The following is a 13,024-nucleotide window of genomic DNA, read 5'->3' on the forward strand; positions in this document are numbered from 1 at the left end:
GATGCCCGTTCACGCACCCCGTATCTGTTCCTGCGGCAAGACGGTCGCCAGCGGCAAGACGTGCGCTTGCCGGATCAAGGCACGTGCCGAGGCGGACGCTCGCCGCCCCTCTGCGGCCGTGCGCGGCTATGACGCCGCCTGGAAGCGTGTCCGCTCCGACTTCCTCAAGCGCCATCCCGTGTGCTGCTCGCCCGGTTGCGGCAAGCCTGCGACCGAAGCCGATCACGTCGTCAGCGTCGCGGAGCGGCCGGACCTGCGCCTGTCGTGGTCGAATCTTCGACCCTTCTGCAAGCCGCACCACTCACAGCGCACGGCACGCGACCAGGGCTTCGCCCGATCGGGCGCCCGGACCCTCGATCTCCCCTCGATCGACCGCCCGACCGGGGGGGTGGGTGCGAACTTCACCCCAAAGGCCGGAGACCGTCTGGGTAGGCACGCGCGCGAGAGAGGCCAAATGGATTTTTCCGTTTGGGTTGATGGGCTTGACCGATGAGAGGGGTCAAGCCGCACCTCGTCGTGTCGAACGAAAACCCGCTCCCGGCGGCCTCGTCCGCGCCCGATTGGATGAGCGTAGAGGCGCGCGAGGAATGGGATCGGGTTTACCCGATCGTCGCCGTTCGCCGCGTCCTCACGGCGGCCGACATGGCCTCGCTGGAGAATTACTGCACGGCGGTCGGCCGCTCCCGGCAACTGGAGCGCGCCATCCAGCGGGCCGGCGACGATCTCGATCTCAAGATGATCCGCATGCAGGACAAGAGCATGTCGACCGCCCGCCAGCTCGCGGTGGAAATCGGTCTGACGCCTTCGGCTCGCTCGCGCTCGACGTTCCGCGAACAGGAGGAAGGCAGTGTCCAAAATGACCTCTTCTCCCAGCTGGATCTTTGACGGCAGCGAGATCCCCGACCCCTTCGGGTACGGGGAGCGCGCCGTCCAGTTCCTGCGCGGCCTGAAGCATCCCAAAAGCCGCTTGCCCGGCCGCGCCTTCGACCTGCCGCACTGGCAGGAGCGCATCGTGCGCAAGATTTACGGCCCGTGTGATGAGAACGGTCGTCGCATCGCGCGAACCGTCGTGATCCTCCTGCCGCGCGGCAACCGCAAGACCAGCCTCGGCGCCGCGCTGGCGCTCCTGCATACGATCGGCTTCGAGAAGCTGGCTGGGGGCCAAGCGCTCTGCGCGGCCTCGGATCGCAAGCAAGCGCTGATCGCCTATGAAGAGGCGGTCGGCATCCTCAATCAGGACCCGCGCTTCGCGGCCGTCCTCAGTTTCCAAGCCTACAAGAACCGGATCGTTCACGCGAAGAGCGGCGCGGCACTGGAGGCGATCTCGGCCGACGCCGGAACGCAGCACGGACGCACGCCGACCTTCGCACTCGCCGACGAGCTGCACGCGTGGAAGAACCGAGACCTATGGGACGTGATCCGCACCGGCCTCGTGAAGGTCGCCGGATCGCTCATGGTGGTCATCACCACGGCCGGGCGCGGGCAAGAGAACATCGCCTGGGATATCGTCGACTATGCCCGCAAGGTGCAGGCCGGCGAGATCGACGATCCGTCCTACGTCCCGGTCATCTTCGAGACCGCGAAGAACGCCGACTGGCAGGACGAGGCCGTCTGGCGCGCGGTGAACCCCGGCCTCGTCGATGGCTTCCCGGATATCGAAGGCCTGCGCGCCCTGGCGCGCGAGGCGAAGAACCGTCCTGGCGATCGTGAGGCCTTCCGGCAGCTCCATCTGAACGTCTGGCTCGATCACTCGGCCGAGCCGTTCGTCGACATGGACGTGTACGACCAGGGCGCGGCCCGCATCGACCTTGCGGCGCTCGCCGGGCGGCCGTGCTGGCTTGGTGTCGACCTGTCGTCGAACTCGGATCTTACGGCGATCGTCGCCGCCTTCCGTGACGACGCGGACGGCTTCGTCGTCGTGCCGTGGTTCTTCTGCCCGGCCGACAATCTGCGGCGGCGGTCGGAACTGGACGGCGTGCCCTACACGACCTGGGCGACCGAGCGACACATTATCCCGACGCCCGGCAACGTCGTCGACTTCCGGCGGGTTGAGGACGAGATCCGCGATCTTTGCGACCGGTTCGACGTGCGCGAAATCGCGTTCGATCCACACCTCGCCCGCAACATGCTGAACAACCTTCTCGAAGACGGCTTCCCCGCGGTCGAGATGCGGCAGGGCTGGGTGACGATGGCGCCGGCAGTCAAGGAACTGGAGCGCGCGATCGTCGGCGGCGGCTTCCAGCACGGCGGCCACCCTGTCCTACGCTGGAACTTCCAGAACATCTCCGTCGAGACCGACAAGGCCGGGAACCGCATGTTCCACAAGGGCAAGAGCCGCGACCGCATCGACGGCGCGGTTGCCGCCGCCATGGCCGTCGCCCGCGCCGCTGCCGGCGACGACGATCGCTCGGTCTACAGCGACTTCGGGGCGCGGCCGGAAGGGCTGCTGGTCTTCTGATGCTGCATATCTCAGCCGAAACCCTCCTCTTCCTGAAAAAACAACAGGCGGCGGCCGAGGCAGCCGAGCGGCGGCGCCTCGCGGTCGCGGTTCACAAGCCGCCGAGAAAGCTTGACCACAAGAGGCTAAGCCGTCTGGTGGCCTCAGCCGCCCTGATCCTTCGCGCAGGGCATCCCACGCTGTTCGAGTACGAGGGGGCTTGCCGGCGCGGTCTTCGGATCGCTCTCATTCGGCAGGGCTGGGTTTGGGCCGATGCGGACAGAAGCGCGGCGAAGGTCGTGGAAACGGCTCTTCATTCTCTCGGCGCCGAGCGGCCCACGTGGAAGGAAGGTCAGTCGGACTTTGCCATTGCCGATCGCGGCGAGCGGTATCGTTGCGCCCGCTGCGGTGGCGCTCTCGAAGGAGACCGATACAAATATTGCAGCAAGAGTTGCGGCCAGCTTGCATCGCAAACAAAAGCGAGAGCAAGCAGTGAACGCCTTGACCGCGCGCAATACCTAGCAAGCTTGGCGCTTCGCAAAGAGGAAGCCATACGAGAGCGCTCCGAACCCTGCGAGCATTGCGGAAAATACATGCTGACGCTGGAGATCGGCCAACGGTTTTGCTCCACACAGTGCTCCGGCGCTCGCCGCAAGATCTACAAGGACAAGCCCTGTCCGACGTGTGCCAAGCTGTTTTACCCGAACGTCAAAAACGGCATCGAGAAGAAATTCTGTTCGAACGCTTGCTCATGGGAGCAGAAGCGCGTGGCCAAGCCGGAAGCGACTTGCCCGACGTGCGAGAGCGTCTTCCGATGGCGAACCCGGACAATTCCGCAGAAATTTTGCTCTGCCCGATGCTCGCCCCGAAGCGCGCAGTTCGCTGGGCGGAGCACGTTCAAATGTGAAGGGACCGAATGATGGTCGCTGCCGAACCACTACGCCTTGGATCAAGCCGCACAATCTCGCCTCGCGCTCTCAGTGTCATGGCCGCCTACCGAAGGCAGCTGACCGGAAACCCGATCCTGCTACGGCGTCACGATGCGCCCGACTGCTACGCTCGGGGACGCGTCATGGGTTTCTCGGCAGCGGAGATCGTCGGCGGGGTGCAGGAAGGGCGGCGCAAACTGATTGTGTTCGCGTCTGACGTCACCTGGTCCGATCCGCTGCGCGAGGGCGACCTTGCGATCGTCGACGGCGCGGAACTCTACGTCAACACGGTCGACGACCAGCGGCGCCGCGTCGACGGCACGCTGATGGCCTACGAAGTCACGGCGGGCGGGCGATGAAGCCTTCGAAGATTGCGCCGATCTTCCGCGAGGTCGAATTGAGCTTCGCGGCGCATTCCTCGCCGAGGGTGCGCTCGAGGAAACTGGCGGCCTATGCGCTGGATAAGATCAGCGAGGCTAAGCGCATCAATGGCACGGCCGATCGGCCCGCTCCGCATCGCCAGATCGTCGACGGCCGGGAGGGGGCGCCGCTCGCCTCGGTGAAGCCCGATGGCGTGATCGTCGCCCGCTTCAATCTCGTCACCGAGGCCCTGATCTGGATCGGCGACGAGCTGGTGAAGAACAGTCCCGTTCTGACGGGGCAGTTCGCGCGCAGTCACGTCCTCTACATCGACGGGACGCCGCATGTGCCGGGCACGCCGTACCTGGACGGCGAGGAATACGCCTTCATCAACGTCCAGCCCTACGCCCGGCGGATCGAGAAGGGCTGGTCGAAGAAAGTCCCGGACGGTCTCTATGAGGGCGTCGCGACGATGGCGGCGCAGCGGTTCGGCAACATCGCCCGGATCGGCTTCGCCTGGCGCTCGCTGGAGGGCGCCGGCGCGCTCGATGCCTGGGCCGGCAAGACCAGCATGACGCGCAAGGATCGCGACCTCAAAGGGGCGGACCTGCAGGACTGGCTGAAACGACAACCCGCGATCACCGTGAGGCCGAACTGACATGGCGCACCCGCATGTGATTGCTGCCGTCGACGCCCGCTTCCGTGCCGGCTTCGTCGAGCCGGATTGCCCGATCCGGGAAGTGAACGACAAGCCCGGCGCAGACAAGACGCGCACGGCCTTCGTCGTGCTGCAGTTTCCATGGTGCCGCTCGGATCCCGCGACAGTCGGGGCGCCGGGCGGCCAGTGGTTTGCCGAACAGGGGACGTTCCGCTTCGTCATCGCCCTGCCGAAGGGCGAAGGGCTCGGCCAAGGGCCGACCTGGGCGGAGCGGATCGCGGCTCTGTTCCGCAGCGAAGAGTTCGAAGGCCTGTGGTGCATGGCGCCCGGCTCGCCGGTCATCGACGACGCTAACGAAACTGACGCGTATTTTCGCGTTTCGTTTAGCGTGCCTTACGAGTTCCAGTTCCAGATTGAGGAGCATAAGCGAATATGACGCCGCAATAACTTTACCCGACTATAAAAGTGAAAGCTGCTGAAATTCGTTGTGCTTGGCCGGCTGTACAGAGGGGACGTACATAAAGGACTGAGGAGGTGTGAAATTCGGGAACATTTCATCCGGGTCTAATGGTGAATCAAACTCCTGTACAAAGCCGATTTGCAACGCATAGCCAAGTTGACGACCTGCGAAATAGGAATCGAAAAAGTCCTTAGAGATTCCCGATCCGGCGTAAGTCGTCTCCCACAAAGCCTCCGGAGAGTCTTGAATAATTCTATCTATAGAAAACTCACCCACAATTTTAGCGACTGGTTTAGTTGAATAAATCAAGATTTTTCTTACATCTTTTCGTGAAAATATTTTTTTTCTGAACTCAAATATTTTAACCCCGTCAAGAATCTTCCGGACATGGACTGGATTAATCGACAATAATACGCGCATTTACTTCTCCAAGCTCCAGCATGCTTCTGAGCTGATCGTGGGTCAGCTCCCGAAGATCCCAGCGCGGCTGCTCTGTCACGATCCCATCGTCCATTAGGCGCCCCCTCGTAATGCGCTTTGAAAGGGCTGCATTATAAGTCAGCTTGGCAACGTACAAACGGGACCAAGCGGCCCAATAGCCACGTAACTCCTCCTCGGGGAAGACGCTGCGGGGCAACGCATAATCTATAAAATCTTGGCCATCCCGGAAATCACGCTTCTTCCGGACCTCCTCAACGACGCATACAGACGTTATGACCGAGCGATAATAGGCAGGTCCTTTGTGATCGTTTGTCCTGTAGAAGATGACAGTGTCACCAGGCGATAAGCGACTAAGTGCAAGCTTCGAAATATAGACTTTATGGATCGTATTTGTATGCGAGACGTCCCTGACCATATCTGCATCTTCGTTATGCAAAATTGAATCGGGTAGAAGCTCAGTATGGTACTCTGGGTAGATCGCCAAAAGCCATGCTTTATGGTTGGCAAGTGTTATGAAAGGGTAATCCCGAGTCCTGTCGCCTACAGTAGTTGTAAGTGACCGCGTAAACACCAATTCAATGCCATTATCGGTTGCTTTTGTGCCTGATCTGACAAAACCATACTTTGTGAAAAGCTTTATCAGCTTATCATGAAGTTCAAACACCGTAACGTAGATCCCATCACAACCTCTATCGATCGCGGTATCAAATATCTTTTTGATGACACGCTCACCTAATCGAGTCCCTTTGCCATCTATCTTGAGGGTTCCAACCTTCAGCCAATGGAGATCGGGGAGGTTTGGTTCAACGTCTTCAACTGGACCGTTCTCCTCTTTTAGGTATATCATACCGCTTAGAGAATTGTTCTCATCGTCTCTTACAACGTAAAGTTCCTCATCGGCTTTGCCTGCAAACCAGCGAGGAAACTCATCATATCCTGCCTTCAGACTATCAAAGAAAGGATCATCAATAGACAAGTTGCGAAATTTCGTTAACTCAAGCCTGCGTCCCAACCAACCCTCCCGCGTGATTCGTTCAACTTGAGGTGGAGAATAAGCCGGCCCTACCGCTGTTTGCCAGACCCAACGTGATGAGCACCTTTTTGTAAGGCCAAGGTGAGTCTCACCCTGCAGGCAGGGTGCTGAGGGGCGGCAACCCGTCTGGGCAGCCATCAATCGTTTCAGTCGTGAATGATTCGCTCTCTGCGTCGACCATGGCTTGCCGTTTAAACGGCTTTCGCACCGCTCATGGCGGTCATCTTTGCGCCCGCCATGTTGCGCGACATGTTGCATGGAGTAGCCGTGGGTGCCGGGAACCCCCCGCAATCCAAGGGAAGTGAAGCGCAACAAGCTGCGACACGGAGCTAGGCTCAACAATGCCGTTGGCTGCAGAATTTGTCGTAAAATCAAGTGGTTGGGGTGGTGGCGATGGGTGGACTTGAACCACCGACCTCCGGGTTATGAATCCGGCGCTCTAACCAGCTGAGCTACACTGCCATTTCCACCATCCAGCAGCTTGCGCCGCCGACCCGAACGACCGGGGCCGATACGGGATAGGTTGCCGCCGCCCGGTGGACAGCGCAACTGACGCGGATATACGGATCGGCGGCCCGGCCTGTCAAGATGGTTTGGGCGGCATCGAACGCCTCGGGCGCGTCGCGCCGTCCGGCTTCCGTGGAAAGGACCCCATGACAGGCAGCGCTCCCGATTTCGGCGATCCCCTCGATGCCGGCTGGTTCGCGCGCGATGCCGTGACGCTGGCGCGCGATCTCGTCGGTGCCGGGTTCTTCGTCGATGGCGTCGGCGGGCGCATCGTCGAGACCGAGGCCTATCGGCGCGACGATGCGGCCTCGCATTCCTTTCGCGGCGAGACCCCCAGGAACCGTGCGATGTTCGGACCCGTGGGGCATGCCTATCTCTATCGCTCCTACGGCATCCATTTCTGCCTGAACGTCGTCTGCGACGTTGCCGAACCCGGCAGCGCCGTCCTGATCCGCGCCATCGAACCGCTGGAGGGGCTCGGTCGCATGGCGGAGCGCCGGGGGCTCGCCGCCCCGCGGCTTCTTTGCGCGGGGCCGGGGCGGCTGGCGCAGGCGCTGGGCCTCGATCTCGGCTTCGACGGACTGTCGCTGCGCGAGGCGCCTTTCGAGGTGCTGCGGCCGGGCGGCCCCGTCGACCTCGTCATCGGGCCCCGGATCGGCATCACCAAGGCGGCGGAGCAGCCCTGGCGGTTCGGGCTGAAAGGGTCGCGCTTTCTCAGTCGCGGCTTCCCGGCCCCGACAAAGCCTCGCAACCTCAAGGAAACCGTTTGAAGCGGATGGGCCGCGCGGTGTAACCGGGGCGCGTGTCCGGCGCGTCGATCCGCCCCGGTGTCCTCGATGCCCCGAAGTCTGCGACCCCGTCCCATGACCACCGCCTCGCGAGCCGCCTCCACTCCCGCTTCCAGCGCGCTCGTCGGCGTGGCGTTCATGCTGCTCGGCGTGTTCCTGTTCTCGGTGAACGACGCCATGGGCAAGTGGCTGGTCGACCGCTACGCCGTGGGGCAGGTGCTGCTCATCCGCTCGCTCGCGGCGCTCTGCGTGCTTGCGCCCTTCATCTGGCGCGAGGGGCCGCGGCGGGTGATGCGCCCCCGCAACCGGCCGCTGCATCTCGTGCGCGCCGCCGGCTCGACGATCGAGGTGGCGCTGTTCTACTGGGCGCTGAGCTACCTGCCGCTCGCCAACGTGATGACCTTCTATCTCGCCGGGCCGATCTACGTGACGGCGCTCTCGGCGCTGGTGCTGAAGGAACAGGTCGGCTGGGTGCGCTGGAGCGCCGTGCTCGTGGGCTTTGCCGGCGTGCTGGTGGCGCTGGGGCCGGACCTGATGAGCGCCGGCTGGCCGGCGATGATCGCGGTCGGCGGCTCCTTCGCCTATGCCGTCCTGATGATCTCGACGCGGTTCCTCGCCTCCGACGGCGAGACGACGCTGATCGCCTGGCAGATGGTGGCCGCGCTCCTCGCCGGCATCGTGCTCTCGCCGCTGCAATGGGTGTCGCCGCCGCCCTTCGATCTCGCCTTCCTGCTGCTCCTCGGGATCCTGTCGATGGGCGGCCACGTCTGCGTCAACCGCTCGCTGCTCATCGCCCCGGCCTCGGTGGTGGTGCCCTACCAGTACACGCTGATCATCTGGGCCATCGTCTTCGGCGTCTTCATCTTCGGCGAGACGCCGAGCCTGCCGCTGCTCGTCGGCGCCGCGCTCATCACCGTGTCCGGCGTCTTCATCTTCCTGCGCGAGCAGCGGTTGAAGGTCGCGACCACGGCGCGCGGTGCGGCCTCCGTTTCGGCGGCGCCCGACGGCGTGGCGCTGGTGTACGAGACGCGGCGCGACTGACCCCAAGCTGGCGGCCGGCCGCCGGGAATGCGAAGCTCGGCGGCGAGTGAAGGCGAGCGGAGGCGCCGGGCCATGCTGGATGCAACCGATCTTCGGATCCTGCGGGCGCTGCAGGATCATCCCGACAGTTCGATCGAGGAGGTCGGGCGCATCGCCGGCGTCAGCCATACGCCGTGCTGGCGGCGCATCCGCCGGATGCAGGAGGACGGCGTCATTCGCGGCCGCGCCTACCAGTTCGACCCCAAGGCGGTCGGCCTCGGCATCACCGTCATCACCATGACGAAGCTCGACCGGCACGACGAGGCTGCGCTCGACGCCTTCGAACGCGAGGCCGAGAAGCTCGCCGAGATCGTCGAGTGTTATCTCGTGACCGGGACCTACGACTACGCGCTGAAGATCGTGACGCGCGACATGGACGCCTTCGAGACCTTCCTCAAGACGCGCCTGTCGAACCTGCCGCATGTCGGCGACATGCACTCGACCGTGGTCATGCGCCGCGTCAAGGACGGCGGCCGGCTGCCGATCTGATCGCAGCGCGAAACATAGGCCGGATCTCTTCGGCGACGCAATAACGGTCAAACTCTCCTCAAGATCGACGCTTCTTGAGGACGTTCCTCCTCATTCCCGCCCTTCGCATCCCATCAACGAGGATGCGGCTCCCTTCGGCCCGTTCTACGATTTCGCCCAAGAGCGGGACCACCCGCCGGCGATGTCAGCCCTGCGGGAGGAACGGTGATGGCGTATCTCGGCGAACTCGAGCGCAAGTACCGGGCCGAGGACGGCCGGGTCTTCATGAACGGCATCCAAGCGCTGGTGCGCCTGCCGATCGTGCAGATGCGGCGCGACCGCGCGGCGGGGCTGAACACCGGCGCCTTCATCTCCGGCTATCGCGGCTCTCCGCTCGGCGGCTACGACCAGCAGCTGATGAAGGAGCGCAAGATCCTCGACGCCGAGGGTATCGTCTTCCAGCCCGGCATCAACGAGGATCTGGCGGCCACCGCGGTCTGGGGCTCGCAGCAGGTGCATCTGTCGCCGGGCGCGCGCAAAGAGGGCGTCGTCGGCATCTGGTACGGCAAGGGGCCGGGCGTCGATCGCTCGGGCGACGTCTTCAAGCACGGAAACGCGGCGGGCTCTGCGGCCAAGGGCGGCGTCCTCTGCATCGCCGGCGACGACCACGGCGCCAAGTCCTCCACCGTTCCGCACCAGTCCGATCACGCTTTCGGCGCCGCGCTGATGCCGGTGCTCTACCCCTCGTCGATCCATGAATTCGTCGAGATGGGGCTGCTCGGCATCGCCATGTCGCGCTATTCCGGCTGCTGGGTGGGGATGAAGGTGATCGCCGACACGGTGGAGACCACCGCCTCGGTGGATCTTGCCGATGAGCGCCGCACCATCCTGCTGCCGACCGATTTCGACATGCCCGAAGGCGGGCTGAACCTGCGCTGGCCCGACGATCGCTGGTCGCAGGACGCCCGCATGCAGAGCCTGAAACCCTATGCCGCCATCGCCTTTGCCCGCGCCAACGGCATCGACCGCGTGACCCTCGACAGCCCGAACGCACGGCTCGGCATCATCGCCTCCGGCAAGGCCTACGAGGACGTGCGCCAAGCCTTTCGCGAGCTGACGATCGACGAGGACGGGGCGCATGCGATCGGCATCCGGCTTTACAAGGTGGGCATGCCCTGGCCGCTGGAGCCCGAGGGCGTCCGTCGCTTTTCGGTCGGGCTGGAAGAGATCCTCGTGGTGGAGGAGCGGCGCGAGATCATCGAGAACCAGATCAAGCAGCAGCTCTTCAACTGGCGGGCGGACGTGCGCCCGCGCATCATCGGCAAGTTCGACCACGAGGACCACCCGGTCCTATCGCTGCACGAGGAACTGAGCGTCGGCTCGGCCGCCAAGGTCATCGGCGAGCGCATCCTCAAGCTGCCGGGGCTCGACCCCAGCCTGCGCCGCCACATCGAGGAGCGGCTGGCCTTCTTTGCGGCGCGGCGCGAGGAGAACCGCGTTCTGGTGCCGCCGGTGAACCGCACGCCCTTCTTCTGCTCGGGCTGCCCGCACAACTCCTCGACCGTGGTGCCGGAGGGCAGCCGCGGCATGGCCGGCATCGGCTGCCACTACATGGTGACCTGGATGGACCGCTCGACGCGGCTCTTCAGCCACATGGGCGGCGAGGGCGTCTCCTGGGTCGGCACCGCGCCCTTCACCGACGAGGCCCATGTCTTCGTCAATCTCGGCGACGGCACCTATTTCCATTCCGGCCAGCTCGCCATCCGCCAGTCGGTCGCCGCCAAGGTCAACGCCACCTACAAGATCCTCTACAACGACGCCGTGGCGATGACCGGCGGGCAGCAGGTCGACGGGCAGCAGGACCCCGCCAAGATCAGCCACCAGCTGTATCGCGAGGGCGTCTCGCCCATCGTGCTCCTGTCGGAGGAACCCGAGCGCTATCAGGCGGCCGATCTCGCCCCCGGCGTCACGATCCGCCACCGCGACGCGGTGGACGAGGTGATGGCGGATCTGAAGACCAAGCCCGGCGTCTCGGCGATGATCTACGACCAGACTTGCGCCGCCGAGAAGCGGCGGCGCCGCAAGCGCGGGCTGATGCAAGATCCCGACCGGCGCGTCGTCATCAACCCCGCGGTCTGCGAGGGCTGCGGCGACTGCTCGGTCCAGTCCAACTGCATCTCGGTGGAGCCGCTGGAGACGGAGTGGGGCCGCAAGCGGCAGATCAACCAGTCCTCCTGCAACAAGGACTTTTCCTGCGTGAAGGGCTTCTGTCCCTCCTTCGTCACGATCGAGGGCGGAACGCCGCGCAAGCGCGCCGCCGCCGCGCGCCCCGATCTTGCCCACCTGCCGGAGCCCGCGATCCCCGCCGATCTCACCGCGCCCTACAACATCGCCATTACCGGGGTCGGCGGCACCGGCGTCTTGACGATCGGCGCACTGCTCGGCATGGCCGCCCATCTCGACGGACGCGGCGCGATGATCCTCGACATGGCGGGCCTTGCGCAGAAGGGCGGGGCGGTGCTTAGCCACGTGCGGCTCGGCGCCCGGCCGCAGGACGTCACCTCGGCGCGGATCGTGGCGGGGAGTTCCGATCTCCTCATCGCCGCCGACGACGTGGTGGCGGCCTCGAAGGAGAGCGCGGCGCTGCTGGCGCAAGAGCGCACGCGGGCCGTGGTGAACACGCACCTGACACCGGTGGCCGAGTTCGTGCGCAATCCCGACTTCGACTTCCGCCGCACGCTGGTCGGCTCGGCTCTGCGGGCGAGCGTCCGCGAGGACGCCGACTTCGTGAACTTCACCGCGATCTCGGAGGCGCTGACCGGCGATTCCATCGCCACCAACATCATGATGCTGGGCTTTGCCTGGCAACGCGGGCTAGTGCCCCTAACGCTCGCCTCCCTGCGCGAGGCGATCCGGCTGAACGGGGTCGCGGTGGAGGCGAACGAGACGGCCTTCGACTGGGGGCGGCTCGCCGCCCATGCGCCGGACGAGGTGGCCCGCGCGATTGGCGGCAACGAGCCCATCCGGCCGGTCCTCGCCGACATGACGCTCGACGAGTTGGTGGCGCAGCGGGGCGCGTTCCTGGCGGACTATCAGGACGGGCGGCTGCGAGATCGATACCTCGCGCTGGTCGAGCGTGTGCGGAAGACCACCGGCGACGAGGCGCTGGCGCGGGCGGTCGCGGAAAGCTACGCCAAGCTTCTTGCCTACAAGGACGAGTACGAGGTGGCGCGGCTCTACACCGACGGGCGCTTCGCCGAGATGATCGCCCGGGAGTTCGAAGGCGTGAAGGGGCTGCGCTTCCATCTGGCGCCGCCGATCTTCAACGCTGGCCTCGACGGCAAGGGGCGACCGAAGAAGCGCGTCTTCGGCGGTTGGATGCTGCGGGCCTTCGGCTTGCTGGCCAAGGGCCGGCGGCTGCGCGGTACCGCGCTCGACCCCTTCGGCTATGGCACCGAGCGACGTGCCGAGCGGGCGGCGATCCCGGCCTTCGAACGGGATGTGGAGCGCGTGCTGGCCGGTCTCGCGCGCGGCGACCGCGCGGCGGCCCTGGCGCTGCTGCGCCTGCCGCTGGAGGTGCGCGGCTTCGGTCCGGTGAAGGAGGCCAACCGCACCAAGGCCGCGGCGAAGGCGGCGGAGCTCTGGCTGCGCTTCGAGGCGGGCACGCCGGCTTCGGCCTCGTTGGTGCCGGTGGCGATCCCGGCCGAGTAGCCGACGTTGGAAACGAGTGCGGGAGCGGAGCCGGGCAGGCAGCTCCACTCCCGCGATCGAACCCCGGCGGCAGGACACGGATTGCCGGGGCCCGAAGGGTTGCGCCTCATGGCCGCTCGAAGACCGGGGATCGGCAGGACATTTGTCCCGCC

At 64.8% G+C, this 13,024-nt stretch carries 12 protein-coding genes and 1 tRNA gene; 10 read left to right on the forward strand and 3 right to left on the reverse strand.

Translation table 11 applies throughout. The features are described 5' to 3' along the window. Nucleotides 1-489 precede the first annotated feature (489 nt). From AUL33_RS12140 to AUL33_RS12160, 6 genes are all read left to right on the forward strand, one after another. On the forward strand, nt 490-885 hold the full coding sequence (locus AUL33_RS12140; RefSeq protein ID WP_062208040.1) for a phage terminase small subunit P27 family: 396 nt from the start codon (nt 490-492) through the stop codon (nt 883-885). Next, nucleotides 857-2,458 carry a terminase large subunit gene (locus AUL33_RS12145; RefSeq protein WP_062208043.1) on the forward strand — a complete coding sequence of 534 codons (1,602 nt, stop codon included), beginning with the start codon at nt 857-859 and terminating at the stop codon, nt 2,456-2,458. The genes AUL33_RS12140 and AUL33_RS12145 overlap by 29 nt, the downstream gene beginning before the upstream one ends. Then, a complete protein-coding gene (locus AUL33_RS22180) occupies nt 2,458-3,357 on the forward strand; it encodes a hypothetical protein (protein ID WP_156419387.1) in 900 nt (299 codons plus the stop codon). The genes AUL33_RS12145 and AUL33_RS22180 overlap by 1 nt, the downstream gene beginning before the upstream one ends. A 152-nt stretch (nt 3,358-3,509) precedes the next feature. After that, nucleotides 3,510-3,725 carry a hypothetical protein gene (locus tag AUL33_RS12150; protein ID WP_062208048.1) on the forward strand — a complete coding sequence of 72 codons (216 nt, stop codon included), beginning with the start codon at nt 3,510-3,512 and terminating at the stop codon, nt 3,723-3,725. Beyond that, nucleotides 3,722-4,384 carry a hypothetical protein gene (locus AUL33_RS12155; RefSeq protein ID WP_062208053.1) on the forward strand — a complete coding sequence of 221 codons (663 nt, stop codon included), beginning with the start codon at nt 3,722-3,724 and terminating at the stop codon, nt 4,382-4,384. The genes AUL33_RS12150 and AUL33_RS12155 overlap by 4 nt, the downstream gene beginning before the upstream one ends. A gap of 1 nt (nt 4,385) precedes the next feature. Then, on the forward strand, nt 4,386-4,820 hold the full coding sequence (locus AUL33_RS12160) for a phage tail terminator-like protein (protein WP_062208056.1): 435 nt from the start codon (nt 4,386-4,388) through the stop codon (nt 4,818-4,820). A gap of 21 nt (nt 4,821-4,841) precedes the next feature. Here the strand turns inward: AUL33_RS12160 and AUL33_RS21635 are convergent, their stop codons facing one another. From AUL33_RS21635 to AUL33_RS12170, 3 genes are all read right to left on the reverse strand, one after another. Then, nucleotides 4,842-5,264, reverse strand: coding sequence for a hypothetical protein (locus AUL33_RS21635; RefSeq protein ID WP_082652541.1), 423 nt, complete (start codon nt 5,262-5,264; stop codon nt 4,842-4,844). After that, complete coding sequence (locus tag AUL33_RS12165; protein WP_062208058.1) at nt 5,242-6,297, reverse strand: GNAT family N-acetyltransferase; 1,056 nt, start codon at nt 6,295-6,297, stop codon at nt 5,242-5,244. Before AUL33_RS12165 ends, AUL33_RS21635 begins: the two co-directional genes overlap by 23 nt. A 406-nt stretch (nt 6,298-6,703) precedes the next feature. Continuing rightward, a tRNA-Met gene (locus AUL33_RS12170) sits at nt 6,704-6,780 on the reverse strand. Nucleotides 6,781-6,971: 191 nt separating this feature from the next. On the opposite strand from AUL33_RS12170, the gene AUL33_RS12175 reads away from it, so the two are divergent. The 4 genes from AUL33_RS12175 (at nt 6,972) to AUL33_RS12190 (ending at nt 12,872) form a co-directional block, all read left to right on the forward strand. Beyond that, a complete protein-coding gene (locus AUL33_RS12175) occupies nt 6,972-7,595 on the forward strand; it encodes a DNA-3-methyladenine glycosylase (RefSeq protein ID WP_062208329.1) in 624 nt (207 codons plus the stop codon). 93 nt (nt 7,596-7,688) lie between these two features. Then, entirely contained in the window at nt 7,689-8,654 is a 966-nt protein-coding gene (locus AUL33_RS12180; protein ID WP_062208060.1) for a DMT family transporter, read from the forward strand. Nucleotides 8,655-8,726: 72 nt separating this feature from the next. Next, a complete protein-coding gene (locus tag AUL33_RS12185; protein ID WP_062208063.1) occupies nt 8,727-9,182 on the forward strand; it encodes an Lrp/AsnC family transcriptional regulator in 456 nt (151 codons plus the stop codon). A gap of 207 nt (nt 9,183-9,389) precedes the next feature. Then, nucleotides 9,390-12,872 carry an indolepyruvate ferredoxin oxidoreductase family protein gene (locus AUL33_RS12190; protein ID WP_082652543.1) on the forward strand — a complete coding sequence of 1,161 codons (3,483 nt, stop codon included), beginning with the start codon at nt 9,390-9,392 and terminating at the stop codon, nt 12,870-12,872. The last annotated feature ends 152 nt before the right edge of the window (nt 12,873-13,024 follow it).

The sequence above is a fragment of the Aureimonas sp. AU12 genome (assembly GCF_001463705.1).
Lineage (GTDB): Bacteria > Pseudomonadota > Alphaproteobacteria > Rhizobiales > Rhizobiaceae > Aureimonas.

What these genes read in the sequence shown, in the direction of transcription:
- AUL33_RS12140 (WP_062208040.1), top strand. Translation starts at nt 490, where the DNA reads ATGAGAGGGGTCAAGCCGCACCTCGTCGTGTCGAACGAAAACCCGCTC.
- AUL33_RS12145 (WP_062208043.1), top strand. Translation starts at nt 857, where the DNA reads ATGACCTCTTCTCCCAGCTGGATCTTTGACGGCAGCGAGATCCCCGAC.
- AUL33_RS22180 (WP_156419387.1), top strand. Translation starts at nt 2,458, where the DNA reads ATGCTGCATATCTCAGCCGAAACCCTCCTCTTCCTGAAAAAACAACAG.
- AUL33_RS12150 (WP_062208048.1), top strand. Translation starts at nt 3,510, where the DNA reads ATGGGTTTCTCGGCAGCGGAGATCGTCGGCGGGGTGCAGGAAGGGCGG.
- AUL33_RS12155 (WP_062208053.1), top strand. Translation starts at nt 3,722, where the DNA reads ATGAAGCCTTCGAAGATTGCGCCGATCTTCCGCGAGGTCGAATTGAGC.
- AUL33_RS12160 (WP_062208056.1), top strand. Translation starts at nt 4,386, where the DNA reads ATGGCGCACCCGCATGTGATTGCTGCCGTCGACGCCCGCTTCCGTGCC.
- AUL33_RS21635 (WP_082652541.1), bottom strand. Translation starts at nt 5,264, where the DNA reads ATGCGCGTATTATTGTCGATTAATCCAGTCCATGTCCGGAAGATTCTT.
- AUL33_RS12175 (WP_062208329.1), top strand. Translation starts at nt 6,972, where the DNA reads ATGACAGGCAGCGCTCCCGATTTCGGCGATCCCCTCGATGCCGGCTGG.
- AUL33_RS12180 (WP_062208060.1), top strand. Translation starts at nt 7,689, where the DNA reads ATGACCACCGCCTCGCGAGCCGCCTCCACTCCCGCTTCCAGCGCGCTC.
- AUL33_RS12185 (WP_062208063.1), top strand. Translation starts at nt 8,727, where the DNA reads ATGCTGGATGCAACCGATCTTCGGATCCTGCGGGCGCTGCAGGATCAT.
- AUL33_RS12190 (WP_082652543.1), top strand. Translation starts at nt 9,390, where the DNA reads ATGGCGTATCTCGGCGAACTCGAGCGCAAGTACCGGGCCGAGGACGGC.